This is a genomic window from Pseudomonas sp. NPDC090208, from assembly GCF_044746785.1.
Lineage (GTDB): Bacteria > Pseudomonadota > Gammaproteobacteria > Pseudomonadales > Pseudomonadaceae > Aquipseudomonas.
Genome location: NZ_JBIVCU010000005.1, coordinates 140,975 through 157,155, shown reverse-complemented (window position 1 = coordinate 157,155; position 16,181 = coordinate 140,975). Strand labels below are relative to the sequence as shown.

The 16,181-nt window shown below is 61.9% G+C and carries 14 protein-coding genes; 5 read left to right on the top strand and 9 right to left on the bottom strand.

The window, feature by feature from the left end; translation table 11 throughout:
* The first annotated feature begins 195 nt into the window (after positions 1-195).
* Complete coding sequence (rssB, locus tag ACIPL0_RS11110; protein WP_400600003.1) at positions 196-1,377, top strand: two-component system response regulator RssB; 1,182 nt, start codon at positions 196-198, stop codon at positions 1,375-1,377.
* Entirely contained in the window at positions 1,377-1,859 is a 483-nt protein-coding gene (gene rssC / locus ACIPL0_RS11105; protein ID WP_400600001.1) for an anti-sigma factor antagonist RssC, read from the top strand. The genes rssB and rssC overlap by 1 nt, the downstream gene beginning before the upstream one ends.
* 1,459 nt (positions 1,860-3,318) lie before the next feature.
* On the opposite strand, the gene tal is transcribed toward rssC, so the two are convergent.
* On the bottom strand, positions 3,319-4,245 hold the full coding sequence (gene tal, locus ACIPL0_RS11100; RefSeq protein ID WP_400596689.1) for a transaldolase: 927 nt from the start codon (positions 4,243-4,245) through the stop codon (positions 3,319-3,321).
* 341 nt (positions 4,246-4,586) lie between these two features.
* Here tal and dhaL point away from each other — a divergent pair, with 341 nt between their 5' ends.
* Positions 4,587-6,314 carry a dihydroxyacetone kinase subunit DhaL gene (gene dhaL / locus ACIPL0_RS11095; protein ID WP_400596687.1) on the top strand — a complete coding sequence of 576 codons (1,728 nt, stop codon included), beginning with the start codon at positions 4,587-4,589 and terminating at the stop codon, positions 6,312-6,314.
* Positions 6,315-6,387: 73 nt separating this feature from the next.
* Here dhaL and ACIPL0_RS11090 read toward each other — a convergent pair whose 3' ends face one another.
* Positions 6,388-6,615 carry a hypothetical protein gene (locus ACIPL0_RS11090; protein WP_400596686.1) on the bottom strand — a complete coding sequence of 76 codons (228 nt, stop codon included), beginning with the start codon at positions 6,613-6,615 and terminating at the stop codon, positions 6,388-6,390.
* Between ACIPL0_RS11090 and dusA the strand changes: the two genes are divergently transcribed.
* Positions 6,614-7,615 (top strand): tRNA dihydrouridine(20/20a) synthase DusA, encoded by a 1,002-nt coding sequence (gene dusA, locus ACIPL0_RS11085; protein ID WP_400596685.1) that lies wholly within the window; start codon positions 6,614-6,616, stop codon positions 7,613-7,615. The genes ACIPL0_RS11090 and dusA overlap by 2 nt on opposite strands.
* Positions 7,616-7,637: 22 nt before the next feature.
* Here dusA and ACIPL0_RS11080 read toward each other — a convergent pair whose 3' ends face one another.
* The 7 genes from ACIPL0_RS11080 to xylA form a co-directional block, all read right to left on the bottom strand.
* Entirely contained in the window at positions 7,638-7,922 is a 285-nt protein-coding gene (locus ACIPL0_RS11080; protein ID WP_400596684.1) for a type II toxin-antitoxin system RelE/ParE family toxin, read from the bottom strand.
* On the bottom strand, positions 7,912-8,154 hold the full coding sequence (locus tag ACIPL0_RS11075) for a CopG family ribbon-helix-helix protein (RefSeq protein ID WP_400596683.1): 243 nt from the start codon (positions 8,152-8,154) through the stop codon (positions 7,912-7,914). Before ACIPL0_RS11075 ends, ACIPL0_RS11080 begins: the two co-directional genes overlap by 11 nt.
* A gap of 159 nt (positions 8,155-8,313) precedes the next feature.
* Positions 8,314-8,901, bottom strand: a complete 588-nt coding sequence (locus ACIPL0_RS11070) for a DUF4157 domain-containing protein (RefSeq protein ID WP_400596682.1) — start codon at positions 8,899-8,901, stop codon at positions 8,314-8,316.
* Between the two features lie 278 nt (positions 8,902-9,179).
* Positions 9,180-10,316 (bottom strand): sugar ABC transporter permease, encoded by a 1,137-nt coding sequence (locus ACIPL0_RS11065; RefSeq protein WP_400596681.1) that lies wholly within the window; start codon positions 10,314-10,316, stop codon positions 9,180-9,182.
* Positions 10,317-11,873 (bottom strand): D-xylose ABC transporter ATP-binding protein, encoded by a 1,557-nt coding sequence (gene xylG, locus ACIPL0_RS11060; RefSeq protein ID WP_400596680.1) that lies wholly within the window; start codon positions 11,871-11,873, stop codon positions 10,317-10,319.
* Positions 11,874-12,153: 280 nt separating this feature from the next.
* On the bottom strand, positions 12,154-13,155 hold the full coding sequence (xylF, locus tag ACIPL0_RS11055) for a D-xylose ABC transporter substrate-binding protein (protein WP_400596679.1): 1,002 nt from the start codon (positions 13,153-13,155) through the stop codon (positions 12,154-12,156).
* A gap of 279 nt (positions 13,156-13,434) precedes the next feature.
* A complete protein-coding gene (gene xylA, locus ACIPL0_RS11050) occupies positions 13,435-14,751 on the bottom strand; it encodes a xylose isomerase (protein ID WP_400596678.1) in 1,317 nt (438 codons plus the stop codon).
* 176 nt (positions 14,752-14,927) lie between these two features.
* Between xylA and ACIPL0_RS11045 the strand changes: the two genes are divergently transcribed.
* Positions 14,928-16,112: a XylR family transcriptional regulator gene (locus ACIPL0_RS11045; RefSeq protein WP_400596677.1), complete on the top strand. Its 1,185-nt coding sequence runs from the start codon at positions 14,928-14,930 to the stop codon at positions 16,110-16,112.
* Positions 16,113-16,181: the final 69 nt, after the last annotated feature.

Here is a 16,181-nt window from a genome sequence, read left to right as displayed (position 1 = left end):
CCTCGACCACTGGAGCACGCTTGAAACGCCAGGCGGATGGGAGTACCGTCTGCGCCTTGAAGGGCACCTCTGAAAAGTGAAGCGTCTGACCAAAAGTCCGCTGCTTTGGATCCAGAGAGGCTAGAAGCGAATCCAGTGAGCGGTCCGACAGAATCCGACCGTTTACGCCAACCTGATCTGGCGCCGTTTGCCCACATGCAAAAAACCAGTGCCACGCTGCTGATTATCGATGACGACGAAGTAGTGCGCGCGAGTCTCGCGGCCTATTTGGAAGACAGTGGGTTCAGCGTCTTGCAAGCCGGTAATGGCCTGCAGGGTCTACAGACCTTCGAGCAAAACAAGCCCGATCTGGTGATCTGCGACCTGCGCATGCCGCAGGTGGGCGGTCTTGAGCTGATTCGTCAAGTGACCAGTCTTTCTCCGGATACCCCGGTCATCGTGGTGTCCGGTGCAGGAGTCATGAGCGATGCTGTCGAAGCGTTGCGTCTGGGCGCGGCCGACTACCTGATCAAGCCTCTGGAAGACCTCGCGGTGCTTGAGCACTCGGTGCGTCGTGCGCTGGATCGTGCGCGTCTGCTGCAGGAGAACAAGCTCTACCGGCAGAAGCTGGAAACCGCCAACCGCGAGCTGGAAGCCAGCCTGCATCTGCTCCAGGAAGACCAGGATGCCGGTCGTCAGGTGCAGATGAACATGCTGCCGACCAATCCGTGGGCGATTGATTCGTTCGAGTTCGAGCACGAAATCATTCCTTCGCTGTATCTGTCCGGCGACTTTGTCGACTATTTCCGGGTAGACGAGCGGCGAGTGGCGTTCTATCTCGCGGACGTGTCGGGGCACGGCGCGTCGTCGGCCTTCATCACCGTGCTGCTGAAGTTCATGACCACGCGCCTGCTGTTCGAGTCCAAACGCGGTGGTTCGTTGCCCGAGTTCAAGCCGTCGGAAGTCCTCGGTCACATCAACCGGGGCCTGATCAGCTGCAAACTGGGCAAGCATGTGACGATGGTCGGAGGCGTGATTGACCTGCAAAGTGGCAAACTGACGTACAGCGTCGGTGGTCACTTGCCGTTGCCGGTGCTGTATACCCCGCAGGAGTCCCGCTACCTGGAAGGTCGTGGCCTGCCGGTCGGGCTGTTCAACGAAGCGACCTACTCGGATCACGTACTGGATCTGCCGGAGTCCTTCAGCCTGACCCTCTTGTCTGATGGCATTCTGGATCTTTTGCCAGGTGATACACTCAAAGAGAAAGAAGCCAACTTGCCAGAACTGGTCAAGTCGGCGGGCGGCAGCCTGGATGGCCTGCGTCGTAAGTTTGGATTGGCCACACTCGGGGAGATGCCGGATGATATCGCCTTGTTGGTGTTGAGCAGGAACCTTTAATGAGTACCGGTAGAATCCAGTTTGCCGAGCAAGATGGCACTTTTGTCCTGAAATTCGTAGGTGAAGTGCGGCTGACATTGTGCTCGGCGTTGGATGCGACGATTGAGCGGATCTTCACCTCGATGAATTTTTCGACCGTGGTGATCGATCTGACCGAAACCCGCAGCATCGACAGCACCACGCTGGGCCTGTTGGCCAAATTGTCGATCCTGTCGCGGCAAAAAGCGGGCTTGCTGCCCACGGTCGTGACCACTCACGATGACATCACGCGCCTGTTGCAATCGATGGGTTTCGATCAGGTGTTCAATATCGTCGAGCGTCCGATTTCTTCGCCTGAGGCGTTGAGTGATCTGCCGTCGCAGGATCAATGCGAAGAGGTGGTCAAGGCCAAGGTGCTGGAGGCGCACAAGATCCTCATGGGTCTGAATGATTCCAATCGCGAGGCTTTCCGCGATCTGGTCAACGCGCTTGAGCATCAATAAGCGACATTTCCGAGTTCAGATTCATCACACACAGCCCTCTGTAGGAGCTGGCTTGTCCTGCGAGCGCGCCGGGGTCGCGTCCGACCGAAGTCGTCGTAAATCCTGTGTCCTTGGCGTGTCTGATGGATTGCTGATCTGCTAACGCAGCTCTGTTTCGCCTCACGGCGAGTTACTTGGAAAAGCCCCAAGTAACCAAGGGCTCCATACCCCGCCATACGGCACCTCGCTAATGCTCGGTGTACCCGCACTCCGGCAATGCTCCGTGGGCCCGCCGCGAATGGGCCATCCATGGCCCACGCGGCTCTCGCGACATCCTGTCGCTCGACCCACTGCGCATCACCTGCGTTCGGCCTTCTGGGACGGGGCCCCAAGATCAAAAGCTGAAAAGCACAAGCCGAGCGAGCGCATTCCCTGTGGGAGCGGGCTTGCCCGCGAAGGCAGCCTTGAGACCGCCACCGCCGGCAAGCCGGACTGCTATGGGGCGGTGTGTGCTATCTGCATTTGATTCTGGCCGCAGGCCGTGGGAGGGATCCGAGTTTGCGAGGGTCGCGAAAGCGGTGTGTCAGACAAATACCTTTCGCGGCTGTCCTGACGTCCGATCCTTCCCACGGGATTTTGTGGTGTCTGACGAGTTTCTGCACCCACTCACCCCTCGTAGCAGTCCGGCTTGCCGGCGGTAGCGATTTCAAGGACGCCTTCGTCCGAATGCGGCCCAGACCAAGCCCGCTCCCACCGGGAGTGTGTATTTCGCCGGCTTTTGATCTGGCTTTTGATTTTGATCTTAGGGCCCCGTCCCAGAAGGCCGAACGCAGGTGATGCGCAGTGGGCCGAGCGACAGGATGTCGCGAGAGCCGCGTGGGCCATGGATGGCCCATTCGCGGCGGGCCCACGGAGCATTGCCGGAGTGAGGGCACATCGAGCATCAGCGAGATGCCGTATGGTGGGGTAAGAAGCCCTTGGCTGCCTCTTGAAACAGAGAGGGGGGCTTTTCCAAGTAACTCGCCGCCAGGCGAAACCAGCTGCGTTAGCAGCTAAGGCGTCAGACCAGACACACCGAGTGCACAGGATTTACGACGACTTCGTCGCCGCTCGCAGGACAAGCCAGCTCCTACAAGGGTTCGCGTAACGTGCCATCAGGCTAAACAGGGCTGCGTTAGCAGCTAACGCGTCAAGCCAGACACACCGCATGTACAGGTTTACGACGACTGCGTCGCCGGTCGCAGGGCAAGCCAGCTCCTACAAGGGTTCGCGTAACTCGCCGTCAAACGAAACAAGGCTGCGTTAGCAGCTACAGCGATCGGCCAGACAAACCGAGTGTACAGGTTTTACGACGCCTGCATCGCCGTTCGCAAGAAAAACCTGCCCCCTACATCAGCGCCAGCTCCCCAGACATCGTGCGATAAACCAACAAAAAAGGGGCGGCACCCCGAAGGATGCCGCCCCTTTCATCGATGCTGAATTACGCCTTGGCGGAAAGCAGCGCTTCGAGTTTTTCCTGGTCGCGGGCGAATTGGCGAATGCCTTCGGCCAGTTTCTCGGTAGCCATCGCGTCTTCGTTCGAAGCCCAGCGGAACTGGCTTTCAGTCAAAATCTGACGCGGTTCACCAGGATTGCCCGGCTTGAGCTTCTGCACCAGCGAGCCACTGTCGTCGGCCAGTTTCTGCAGCAGATCCGGGCTGATGGTCAGGCGGTCGCAGCCGGCCAGTTCTTCGATCTGGCCAAGGTTGCGGAAGCTGGCGCCCATGACCACGGTCTTGTAGTCATTGGCCTTGTAGTAGTTATAGATGCGGGTCACCGACTTCACGCCCGGATCTTCGGCACCAACGTAATCCTTGCCTTCGGCTTTCTTGTACCAGTCGTAAATGCGGCCCACGAACGGCGAAATCAGGAACACGCCGGCATCAGCACAAGCCTGGGCCTGGGCGAAGGAGAACAGCAGGGTCAGGTTGCACTGGATGCCTTTCTTCTCCAGTTGCTCGGCGGCGCGGATGCCTTCCCAGGTCGAAGCCAGCTTGATCAGAATGCGGTCGCGACCGATGCCAGCCTTGTCGTACAACTCGACCAGACGCTCGGCGCGCTCGATGCAGGCCTGGGTGTCGAAGGAAATGCGTGCGTCGACTTCAGTGGACACACGGCCCGGCACCACCTTGAGGATTTCCTGGCCGATGGCGACGGCGAAGCGGTCGCTCGCCAGGGCGATGTCGCCCTTGGCGCCGGCGAAGGCTTCTTTCAGGCGCTCGGCGTTGCTGTCGCTGGACGCGGCCTTGAGCAACAGCGAAGGGTTAGTGGTGGCGTCGACCGGCTTGAGTTTTTCGATGGCAGCGAAATCGCCGGTATCGGCAACGACGGTGGTGATTTTTTTCAGTTGTTCCAGCTTGGAAGTCATGAGCGTGCTCTGTCCTGTGGGTTTGAAGACATTACCCGAGCGCCGCCGGTCACTCAAGGGCGTAAACCGCCGCCGATGCACCGATTCAGAGCCTTGCGTTTGCGCAAACAGCCTACCTGTGCGTCAGCCGTGAACCAGCAGGGCATGACCATTTTTCGGGTCGGGCCGGGTTCAGGGTGTTCGTTTCCCGAAGAGGGGGGTCACTCGATCCAGACTGCTTGGAGCGCAGGCGGCACGGGTTGTTCCCGACGGCACCTATACGGTCGTCTATCGTGCAAGGGCACGGCGCGGTTCGCGGCACGAAAAGATCGCGCGCAATGGCTCAAGACAAGAGAAGACCCATGAAAAAACTGATCAATGACCCGCTTCGTGTCGTCGATGACATGCTAGAAGGCGTGGTGCTGGCCGATCAGCGGCTGTTGCTGCTGGAAGGCGAGAACATCGTGCTGCGCAGGGATTTTCAGGCTCTGGCCGCACAGAACAAGGTCAGCCTGATTGCCGGTGGTGGCGCGGGGCACGAGCCGGCCCACGGCGGTTATGTGGGGCAGGGCATGCTGACCGCCGCAGTGGCCGGGGCGGTGTTCACTTCGCCGAGTGTCGATGCGGTACTCAAGGCGATCATGACCGTGGCGGGGCCTGCGGGCGTGTTGCTGATTGTCAAGAACTACACCGGTGATCGGCTCAACTTCGGTCTGGCAGCTGAAATTGCCCGAGCGGCGGGTATCGCGGTCGATATGTTGGTGGTCGGCGACGATGTGGCGCTGGACGATGATGGCGGCCGGGTAGGGCGGCGCGGGATTGCCGGTACAGTGTTCATCCATAAGGTGGCCGGTGCCGCCGCCGAAGCCGGGTTGTCGTTGGCCGAAGTCAGGGCCGAGGCGCAGCGGGCTGCCGACGGTCTGTTCAGCATGGGCCTGGGCCTGAGCGCTTGCACCGTGCCGGCGGCGGGCAAGCCGGGTTTTCAGATCGGCGACGAGGAAGTCGAATACGGTTTGGGCATTCATGGTGAGAGCGGTGTTCGTCGGGGAGGGATTCTGTCCGCTGACGAGATGATCAAGGTGCTGATGGCCCGGATCATCGAGCAAGGCCGACTGGTGAAGGGGCAGCGCGTGGCGTTGATGGTCAACAACCTCGGCGGTACGGCGGCGCAGGAACTGGACATCGTGGCCCGTCGTGCCTTGCTCGACTGTGCGGAGCATGGGCTCAAGGTCGAGGCGGCGATGGTCGGCACGTTTCTCACGGCCCTGGAAATGGCGGGCTGCTCCATCTCGCTGCTGCAGGTAGATGATGCGCTGTTGCAGCGTTTGCACGCACCGACATCGGCCCAGGCCTGGCGCGGCATGACGCGGCCCGCCATCGAGGTTGGCAACGTTCACGGACGTACGGTGAGCGAGCAGCAAATGACCCAGGGCGCCGTGTGGCCGGCGGACAGCGCCCGGACCCTGCGCACCGTGCTGCAGGCCATCAGTGCCGCCATGCTGGCCTATGAAGACAAACTGACCGAGCTGGACTCGGTGGTGGGCGACGGTGATATCGGCATCAGCCTGGCCCGCGGCGCGAGGGCGATCAACGAGGCGCTGCCTACGCTGACGCTGGAGCGACCGGCGGTGGCCCTGCAGCAGGTATCGGCGATTTTGCGACGCTCGCTGGGCGGTACGTCCGGTCCGTTGTATGCGGTGTTTGTGTTGCGCGCCGGTGTGGCGCTGTCGGCCCGCAACGATGTGGCGACGGTCGAGGCGTGGACCGATGCCTTGCAGGCGGGCTGCGACGGCATGATGCGCCTCGGTGGCGCCCAGGCCGGTGAGCGAACCATGCTCGATGCCTTGTTGCCGGGGGTAGCTGCGTTGGTCGAGGCCGGCCCTGATCTGACCGCAGAAGAAGCAGCGCGGCAGTTCGCGACAGCCACGGCCAGCGGCACCGAATCGACCCGACAGATGTTGCCGGGCAGGGGCCGTTCGTCTTATCTGGGGGAGCGCGTGCTCGGCCATGTCGACCCCGGCGCCTTTGCGGTCAGCGTCTGGGCGGCGGCCATCGCCTCGGTGCTGATCGAAACCGAAGCGGCGGAGTAGTCGGCATCCTGCCGAGTTTGTAGGCAAAGGCTTACACGCGGCAGGGCGAAGTCGCTCTATGCGGCGGACAGTGTCAGCGGTAAATTGGATCCATCAGCTGAAGCACAGGAAGCGCTTCGGAGATCAGGGAATGATCAGCCATTGCGTGGAGCGCTACTGACAGGATGTCGGGATGGTTCTGAACTGAGAAAAACGACCCGCTTCGGCGGGTTTTTTTCTGCCTGCGCGCCAAGCCCTCGCGAACTGGTAAACTACGCGCCCTTTGAAGCCCGACCCGTCCGAACGCCGCGATGCTGCCCATGACCGCTCCACGTACCGCCCGCCAACCCGCCGAACTGTCCCGCCGTTTTTCCGTGGCGCCAATGATGGACTGGACGGACCGTCATTGCCGGTTCTTCCTGCGCCTGCTGTCGAAAAATGCCTTGCTCTACACCGAGATGGTCACCACCGGCGCGCTGTTGCACGGCGACAGTGAGCGTTTCCTGCGCCACGACCAGAGCGAGCACCCGCTGGCCCTGCAACTGGGCGGCAGCAACCCGGCGGATCTGGCGGCGGCTGCGCGACTCGCGCAGGCGGCGGGGTATGACGAAGTCAACCTCAACGTCGGCTGCCCCAGCGACCGGGTGCAGAACAACATGATCGGCGCGGTGCTGATGGGCCATCCGCAACTGGTCGCCGATTGCGTCAAGGCCATGCGCGACGCGGTGTCGATTCCGGTCACCGTGAAGCATCGCATCGGCATCAATGGCCGCGACAGCTACGAACAGCTCTGCGAGTTCGTCGGCACCGTGCGCGACGCCGGCTGCACCAGTTTCACCGTGCATGCACGCATTGCCATTCTTGAAGGCCTGTCGCCCAAGGAAAACCGCGAAATCCCGCCGCTGCGCTACGACGTCGCCGCCCAGTTGACGCAGGACTTCCCCGACCTTGAGTTCATTCTCAACGGCGGTATCAAGACCCTGGGCCAGTGCCGCGAGCACCTGAACACCTTCGACGGCGTCATGCTGGGCCGCGAGGCGTACCACAACCCCTATCTGCTGGCTGAAGTCGACCGCGAACTGTTCGGTACCGGCGAAACACCGATCACCCGCGCCGAAGCGCTGGCCGCCCTGCGTCCCTATGTCGAAGCGCATCTGCGCGACGGTGGCGCCATGCACCACATCACCCGCCACGTCCTGGGCCTGGGCACCGGCTTCCCCGGCGCACGCAAGTTCCGTCAGCTGTTGTCCGTGGACATCCACAAGACTGACGACCCGCTGGGCTTGCTGGACAAGGCCGGGGAGTTGCTGGAAGGGCGGTGAGCCGGGGTAGGGACTGACAGGATCACCACCTGGCGCGAGGTCGTTGCCGGGTGTGAAAGATGCCGAGTATCTGCAAGCGATCCTCCATGACCCGGTAGGGAATCAGGTAAGACCAGTCGGGTAGGGGCCATTCTCGTGTGTTCTTTACCCGACCTTCTCTGCCCATGGTCGGAAACATCGCCAGCCTGTCGACGCTGGCAAAAACCGCATCGCTGAATTCGTCAGCGGCCCTGGGGTTTTCAAGGGCGATATAGGCGGCTTCTTCTTCAAGATTGAGCAGGGCTCTTTGCAGCCACTCAACCCGCATTCCGGCTCCAGCGTCGGGCACGCATGGCGGCCACTTGCTCTTCGGTGGCGAACTTGCCTTCATCGGCTTCCTGCACGGCCAGTTTGATCTGTTGTGTCAGATGCTTTTCATGCTCGATGTAGTCGCGAAGGACATCCACCGCCAGAAAGTCTGCGCTCTGGCCGCTGGATTTGGCCAGTTCGGTCAGTGAGTCGGACAGGTCTTCCGGGAGATTCAGTGATATGCCACTCATGGCAGCCTCGCTTTAGGTGCTGGATGAAGCGCATCTTACACCTTCGATCAACCCTGCGACTCAGCTCGCCGTCAGAAGCGATCTGTCAGTGTCAGTAAGGTTTTGCGTCAACGTGTGTCATCGATAGCCTTACCTCAGCGTCTGCTGAATGGCTCGCGCCTACTGATCCAACCCCCGCAACACCCGTCCCACCTTGGCCTGGATCTCGTACGCCGGGCCTTCCACCTGATTGAAGTCTTCGGTGTAACGCTGGGCGAAGCCGGCCACGCCCCATTCCTGATATTGCTGGACGTGTTTGAGTTCATGGGCCCAGAGGGCGACGTCGTGTTCGGCGGCCTCGGCGTTGCGGAAGACGATGATGTCGATCAGGGTCACGGCGCCGACATCGGGGTTTTGCAGCATGGCGCCGGCGGCGCTGAGTTCGCCGTTGTCGCCGACCTTGTACAGCGCGGCATCGAGCACGCTGGGCGGGTACCAGCGCAGCAGTTGTTCGCGGATCGCTTCGGGGATCGGCTGGGTCAGGCCATTGGCGGCTTCGGCGCGGGACTGGCTGAGCCACAGGGCCAGGGCTGGGGCGGCGACCTGGGTGACTTGCGTCGGCAGTGGCCCGAGAATCTGGCCGATGTCCGGCAGGCACATGCAGCCGTTGAGGCAGATCATCTTTTCGCCGGCCGGGCAGGTCGCGGGATCGGCGAGGGCGGTTGTGCTGAGGCAGGTCAGGAGCAGGGCAAGGAGTGGGCGGCGCATGGACAATTCCGCAGGGAGAGTGCTTCGTAGCCTAGCGGGTCGCGGGGTATTTCTGTAGCAGTCCGGCTTGCCGGCGGTGGGTTGTTTGTGGGAGCGAATTCATTCGCGATTGCGGTCCAGGTGATAGAGATGTGTCATCTGGAACATCGCATCGCGAATGAATTCGCTCCCACAGTTCTACCCGCGTGCAGGCCGATACTGCATTTCGTTGATTGACGCCTTCGCGATCAGGGCTCCCTCCCACATTTGAATAGAGCTCGTCCGAAAGGTCGTGAAATTCAACGCCGTCCGCTGCGCGTACTCACATCCACCCACACCGCCAGCACCAGAATGCTGCCCTTGACGATCATCTGCCAGTAGCTGTCGACGTCGAGCATGGACATGCCGTTGTCCAGGCTGGTGATCACCAGCGCGCCGAGCAGTGCGCCGTAGACGGTGCCGGAGCCGCCGCGCATGGACGTGCCGCCGATGAAGCAGGCGGCGATGGCGTCGAGTTCGCCCATGGTGCCGGCGGACGGCGAGCCGGCGGCCAGGCGCGCGGTGTTAACCAGCCCGGCCAGGGCGCACATCACGCCCATGATGCCGAAGATCCACAGCTTCACCGCCTGCACGTTGATCCCCGACAGGCGCGTGGCTTCCATGTTGCTGCCCACCGAATAGATGCGGCGGCCGAACACGGTCTGACTGGTGATGTAGCTGAACAGGCCGAGCAGCACCAACAGCAGCAACACCGGCACCGGAATGCCGTCGTACTGGTTCAGGGTGTGGACGAAACCGGCCAGCACCGCGCCAATCAGCACCACGCGCAGGCTGTCACGGACCAGTGAATGGGCGGCCAGACCGTGCAACGCGCGGTTGCGACGCTGGCGCCAGGTCAGCAGCAGGGTCAGGGCGAACAGCACCACGCCGAGCACGATGCCCACCAGTGGCGGCAGATAGCCCTGGCCGACATACACCAGTTGCGGCGACACCGGGGCGATGGTGGTGCCGCCGGTGATGCCCAGCAGAATGCCGCGAAACGCCAGCATGCCACCCAGGCCGACAATGAACGAAGGAATGCCCAGATAGGCGGTCATGCTGCCGTTGGCCAACCCGATCAGCAGCCCGCAGAGGGCGACGATGGCCAGGTTGAGCGGCAGCGGAACGTGATAGACCACGTCGAGAATCGCCGCCAGTCCGCCGAGCAGTCCGAGCAATGAACCCACCGACAAGTCGATTTCACCGCTGATGATCACCAGCACCATGCCGCAGGCGAGGATGCCGGTGATCGACATCTGCCGCAGCAGGTTGGACAGGTTGCGCGGGGTGAGGAAGCCGCCCTCGGTCTGCCAGCTGAAAAACAGCCAGATCAGAGCGATGGCGATGACCAGAGCGAGCATCTTGTAGCGGGTGAACAGGTGTTTGAGCTGAGTCATTTACGCGGATTTCCGATCATTGTTGTTATGTTCACCGCCTTGGCCCAGTGCGGCGGCCAGCACCTGCTCCTGGGTCAGATCCCGATTGACGAAATCGCCACGCAGCTGGCCTTCGCCGATCACCAGCACGCGGTCGGACACCCCCAGCACCTCGGCCAGTTCCGACGACACCATGATGATCGCTACTCCTGTAGCAGCCAGCGCGCCCATCAGTTTGTAGATTTCGTACTTGGCGCCGACGTCGACACCGCGGGTGGGTTCGTCGAGGATCAGCACCCGCGGCTGGGTCAGCAGCATTTTCGCCAGCACGGCTTTCTGTTGGTTGCCGCCGGAGAGACTGGTGATCGGCAGGAACGGGCTGGCGGTTTTCAGGTGCATGCGCGCGATTTCCCGCTCGATGCTGCCCAGTTCGGCTTCGGCGTCGATGCGGGTCAGCCGCGAGTAATTGTCGAGCACCGCCAGGGTGATGTTCTGGCCGACGCCAAGGTCGGGAATGATGCCCTGCCGCTTGCGGTCTTCGGGGACCATGCACAGCCCGGCGCGGATGGATTTGAGCGGCGTGCGCGTGTCGATCGGCTTGCCGTCCAGCCAGACTTCGCCTTCGTGGCGGCCGGGGTAGGCGCCGAACAGCGCCGACACCAGCTCCGTGCGCCCGGCGCCGACCAGCCCGGCGATACCGAGAATTTCGCCGCGTCGCAGGCTGAAGGAAATATCGTCGACACGTTTGCGTTTCGGGTTGTCGACGTCGTAGCAGGTGACGTTGCGGGCCTCGAACACCACCTCGCCAATGTCGTGGGGTTCGGTGGGGTAGAGGTTGCTCATTTCGCGGCCGACCATCTGCGTGATGATCTGCGCGATGTCCATGTCGGCCATGGCGGTGGTGGCGATGTGTTTGCCGTCGCGGATCACCGAAATGGTGTCGCAGACCGCCGCCACTTCATCGAGCTTGTGCGAGATGTAGACGCAGGCCACGCCCTTGGCTTTGAGGTCGCGGATGATGTCCAGCAGCACATCGATTTCCGCGCGGGTCAGCGCCGAGGAGGGTTCGTCGAGAATCAGCAGGCGGGCTTTCTTGTTCAGCGCCTTGGCGATTTCCACCAGTTGCTGATAACCGCCGCCGTACTGCGACACCGGCAGCGAGACGTTCATGTCCGGCACTTTCAGTTCGCGCATCAGGGCTTCGGCGCGGTGGATCATCGCCGGATAATTCATGCGCCCGCCGGGCAGAGTCAGCTCGTGGCCCATGAAGATGTTTTCTGCCACCGACAGGTCGGGGACGAGGGTCAGTTCCTGGTGGATGATGACGATGCCGGCGGCTTCGCTGTCGCGGATCGACTGGGCTTTCAGCGGCTGGCCGTCCCAGAGGATTTCACCCTCCCAAGTGCCGTGGGGATAGACCGCCGAGAGGACTTTCATCAGCGTCGATTTGCCGGCACCGTTCTCGCCGCACAGGCCGACGCATTCGCCGGCCTTCACGTTGATGTCGATGCCGTTCAGGGCTTTCACACCGCCAAAGGATTTGACGATGCCGTTCATTTGCAGCAGGTAATCGGACATTGCGCGGTATTCCAGGACAGGCGCCTGTAACGGTCCGGTTTGGCGGCTGGCTCGATATTGCTGCCGCCGGCGAGCCGGACTGCTACGGGTGTGGTGGTGTGCCGAAATCGGTCAGACGACGCAGCCCCTGTGGGAGGGAGCCCTGCTCGCGAAGGCGGTGGATCAGTCGCCACAGCAGTGACTGAACTGACGCTTTCGCGAGCAGGGCTCCCTCCCACAAAGATCATCTGTCTGACAGGTCTGTAGTGTCCCCGAGGGAAAATCTACGGAGCACTGGCGATCACTGCCCGGCGAGTTGCGCCTTGGTGTAGAAGCCGTCCTTCTCCAGCACGTCGAGGTTGTCCTTGGTCAGCGGCGTCGGGGTCAGCAGGATGGTGTCGACCTTCTTGCTGCCGTTGTCGTACTGCGAGCTGTAGCCGGGCTTCTCGTTGCGCGCCAGTTGCACCGAGAGCTTGGCGGCTTCCGAGGCGATCAGTTTCAGCGGCTTGTACACGGTCATGGTCTGGGTGCCTTCAAGCACGCGCTTGACTGCGGCGAGGTCGGCGTCCTGGCCGGAAATCGGTACCTTGCCGGCCAGCTTCTGCGCGGCCAGGGCCTGGATCGCGCCGCCTGCGGTGGCGTCGTTGGAAGCGACGATGCCGTCGATCTTGTTGTTGTTCTTGGTCAGGGCGTTCTCGACGATGCTCAGCGCCTCGGTCGGGTTCCATTCCTTGACCCACTGCTGGCCGACGATCTTGATATCGCCCTTGTCGATGGCCGGTTGCAGCACTTTCATCTGGCCTTCACGCAGGACCTTGGCGTTGTTGTCGGTAGGGGCGCCGCCGAGCAGGAAGTAGTTGCCCTTGGGTTGTGCTTTCAACACGCCGGAGGCCTGCATCTCGCCGACCTTCTCGTTATCGAAGGAAATGTAGGCGTCGATATCGGCATTGAGGATCAGGCGGTCGTAGGACACCACCTTGATGCCGGCCTTCTTCGCTTCGGCGACCGCGTTGGTCAGCACCGTGGCGTTGAACGGCACGATGACGATCACGTCGACGCCACGGGAAATCAGGTTTTCGATCTGCGAGATCTGTTTCTGCTCGTTGGCGTCCGCCGACTGGACGAAGACCTTGGCGTCCATTTTTTCGGCGGCTTCCACGAAGTAATCGCGGTCGCGGGCCCAGCGTTCCAGGCGCAGGTCATCGATGGAGAAACCGATCTTCGGATGGGCCGAGTCGGCCATGACCGGCAGGCTGAGTAGAGCCAGAGCACTGGCAAGCAGGGTGCGTTTCAGGTTTTTCATTGTGGTGCGTCCTTTTATTCTTGTTTAGAGGCACTTCCTGAGCGTGTAACGTGTTGCGGGTGAAACTGTAGAGGGTCGCCGGACGGCGTGAGGCAACGAATTGTCGCGAGAATGTAACCGCCTCGCAGTGACATACGCTGCGCCTGGCTCGATCTGTAGGAGCCGGCTTGCTGGCGAAAGCGGTGTGTCATTCAACGCTGTGGTATCTGACACGACGCGTTCGCCAGCAAGCCGGCTCCTACAGGTCCGATTCCAGGCAAGCCCTGGATAGCAAGACCTTCAGCGGTAAATGAACCGGTTGACGATCCCTTCGAGCATTTCCTGACGGCCACTCACCGCCTGCGGGTCGAACTCATTGGCCAGTGCATGCTGGGCCAGAGACTCTAGGCTGAAATCCCCAGTCAGCACGGCGCGACCGAACGGTTGGTCCCAACCGGCATAGCGCTGGGCCTTGAACTGTTCGAGCAGGTCGTTCTGCACCATCGCCGCAGCGCGTTCCAGTGCCAGGGCCAGCACGTCCATCGCGGCAACATGGCCGTGGAACAGGTCGATCTCGTCGATGCTCTGGCGACGCACCTTGGAATCGAAGTTGAAGCCGCCACTGCGGAAACCACCGGCCTTGAGGATTTCGTAGGTGGCCAGGGTCAGCTCTTCGACGCTGTTGGGGAACTGGTCGGTGTCCCAGCCGTTCTGCGGGTCGCCGCGGTTGGCGTCGATGCTGCCGAAGATGCCCAGCGACGCGGCCGTGGCGATTTCGTGGTGGAAGCTGTGGCCGGCGAGGGTGGCGTGGTTGGCTTCGATGTTGACCTTGATCTCTTTCTCCAGACCGAACTGGTGGAGGAAGCCGAACACTGTGGCGCTGTCGTAATCGTACTGGTGCTTGGTCGGCTCCTGCGGCTTGGGCTCGATCAGCAGGTCGCCCTTGAAGCCGATCTTGTGTTTGTGCTCGACCACCATGCGCATGAAGCGGCCGAGCTGTTCGCGCTCGCGCTTGAGGTCAGTGTTGAGCAGGGTTTCATAACCCTCGCGACCGCCCCACAGCACATAGTTGGCGCCCTTCAGACGCTGGGTGGCGTTTAGCGCGTTGAACACCTGAGTGGCGGCGCAGGCGAACACTTGCGGGTCCGGGTTGCTCGCGGCACCGGCGGCGAAACGCGGGTTGCTGAAGCAGTTGGCGGTGCCCCACAACAGGCGGATGCCGCTCTGTTCCTGATGGCGCTCAAGTTCGTCGACCATCTGTGCGAAGTTGTTCTGGTACTCGCGCAGGCTGTTGCCTTCCGGGGCGACGTCGGTGTCGTGGAAGCTGTAGTAATCGATGCCCAGTTTGGAGAAGAACTCGAACGCCGCTTCGGCCTTGAAACGGGCCACCTCCATGGCATCGCCGGGCTTGATCCACGGGCGCTTGAAGGTGCCGACGCCGAACATGTCGGCACCCGGCCAGACGAAGGTGTGCCAGTAGCAGGCGGCCATGCGCAGGTGCTCGCGCATCGGTTTGCCGAGGATCACTCGGTCGGCGTCGTAATGGCGAAAGGCGAGGGGCGAATCGCTGTCCGGACCTTCGTAGCGAACCTTGTCGATTTCGGGGAAGCAGGGCATTCGGCAGTTCCTTATTGTTTTTGGCGAGAATGGCGATGGGCCGATACTAGCAACGGCCCCAGGCCCTCCGATTACGAAAATCACCAACTCGGTGTTCGATTTTGAGTATTGAGATTCGCTCCGCGCAGGCCTAGTCTGTGGCGCTTGGCTTCACGCAGACAGGCTCGGGGAAAACAATGAAAACCGTCCCGCCCGTTCACCGTATCGCGCTGCTGTTCAACGGCGGCAAAATCTACGACCGCGGCATCATCACCGGCATCGGCAATTACTTGAGCAGCACCCGGGCGTCCTGGGACCTGTTTCTCGAGGAGGATTACTTGTGCCGGCTCAAGGGTATCGAGCGCTGGCAGGGCGACGGCATCATTGCCGATTTCGACGACCCGCTGATTGGCGAAGCGCTGGCCGGCAGCAAGATTCCGGTGGTGGCGGTGGGCGGTTCCTACGAGGATGAGCGCGCCTATCCGAAGCACATTCCCTACGTCGCCACCGACAATTTCGCCCTGATCAAGCTGGCCTACGAGCACCTGATCGAAGCGGGACTGACCCGTTTTGCCTGCTTCAGCCTGCCCGAATCCCACGGCAACCGCTGGGCCCAGGAACGGGAAAAGGCTTTCCGTCGCCTGCTGCAACGGGACGGTTTGCGTGGCGAAATCTACCGGGGCCTGAGCACCAGCGCGCCGTTGTGGGACAGCGCGGTCGAGCAGCAGATTGCCTGGCTGCAGAGCCTGCCTAAACCGATCGGCATCATCGCTGTCAGCGACGCCCGCGCGCGGCAGTTGTTGCAAGCGTGCCTGACCGCCGGCATCGCGGTGCCGGAGCAGGTGGCGCTGATCGGTATCGACAATGATCCGCTGACCCGCACCCTGACCCGCGTGCCGTTGAGTTCGGTGATTCAGGGCACGCAGAGCATGGGTCGCACCGCCGCGCGTCTGCTGCACCAGATGCTGCACGGCATGCCGTCGACGCCTAGCCAGATACTGGTGCCGCCGGAGGCGATCAACGTGCAGGCGTCGAGCCTGCATCAGCCACTGGGCAACCCTTATGTGATGCAGGCGCTGCACTTCATTCGCCAGTACGCCTGCCAGGGCATCAAGACCGCGCAGGTCGCCGCGTATGTCGGCGTGTCGCGTTCGTCGCTGGAGTCGCATTTCCGCAAGGTTCGCGACTGCAGCGTGCATGACGAAATTCTTCGCTTCAAACTCGCCGCCGCAGCTTCCCGGCTGGAAAAGACCGATGCGGCCATTGCCGACATCGCGCAGCATTGCGGCTTCAAATCGGCGCAGTACCTGCACACCGTGTTCCGCCGCGAGTTCGGTTGTACGCCACGGGAGTACCAGCAGGGCGCGACGGCGATTCACTGATCTGCTTTTCGGGCACCGCCGCAACGGGCGGTCCTGTACACAACAACGACAACATCACAGGAGTCATCG

What these genes read in the sequence shown, in the direction of transcription:
- xylF (WP_400596679.1), bottom strand. Translation starts at nt 13,155, where the DNA reads ATGAAAAACCTGAAACGCACCCTGCTTGCCAGTGCTCTGGCTCTACTC.
- xylG (WP_400596680.1), bottom strand. Translation starts at nt 11,873, where the DNA reads ATGTCCGATTACCTGCTGCAAATGAACGGCATCGTCAAATCCTTTGGC.
- rssB (WP_400600003.1), top strand. Translation starts at nt 196, where the DNA reads ATGCAAAAAACCAGTGCCACGCTGCTGATTATCGATGACGACGAAGTA.
- ACIPL0_RS11080 (WP_400596684.1), bottom strand. Translation starts at nt 7,922, where the DNA reads ATGCGGGTTGAGTGGCTGCAAAGAGCCCTGCTCAATCTTGAAGAAGAA.
- tal (WP_400596689.1), bottom strand. Translation starts at nt 4,245, where the DNA reads ATGACTTCCAAGCTGGAACAACTGAAAAAAATCACCACCGTCGTTGCC.
- ACIPL0_RS11075 (WP_400596683.1), bottom strand. Translation starts at nt 8,154, where the DNA reads ATGAGTGGCATATCACTGAATCTCCCGGAAGACCTGTCCGACTCACTG.
- ACIPL0_RS11065 (WP_400596681.1), bottom strand. Translation starts at nt 10,316, where the DNA reads ATGACTCAGCTCAAACACCTGTTCACCCGCTACAAGATGCTCGCTCTG.
- ACIPL0_RS11045 (WP_400596677.1), top strand. Translation starts at nt 14,928, where the DNA reads ATGAAAACCGTCCCGCCCGTTCACCGTATCGCGCTGCTGTTCAACGGC.
- xylA (WP_400596678.1), bottom strand. Translation starts at nt 14,751, where the DNA reads ATGCCCTGCTTCCCCGAAATCGACAAGGTTCGCTACGAAGGTCCGGAC.
- rssC (WP_400600001.1), top strand. Translation starts at nt 1,377, where the DNA reads ATGAGTACCGGTAGAATCCAGTTTGCCGAGCAAGATGGCACTTTTGTC.
- dhaL (WP_400596687.1), top strand. Translation starts at nt 4,587, where the DNA reads ATGAAAAAACTGATCAATGACCCGCTTCGTGTCGTCGATGACATGCTA.
- dusA (WP_400596685.1), top strand. Translation starts at nt 6,614, where the DNA reads ATGACCGCTCCACGTACCGCCCGCCAACCCGCCGAACTGTCCCGCCGT.
- ACIPL0_RS11090 (WP_400596686.1), bottom strand. Translation starts at nt 6,615, where the DNA reads ATGGGCAGCATCGCGGCGTTCGGACGGGTCGGGCTTCAAAGGGCGCGT.
- ACIPL0_RS11070 (WP_400596682.1), bottom strand. Translation starts at nt 8,901, where the DNA reads ATGCGCCGCCCACTCCTTGCCCTGCTCCTGACCTGCCTCAGCACAACC.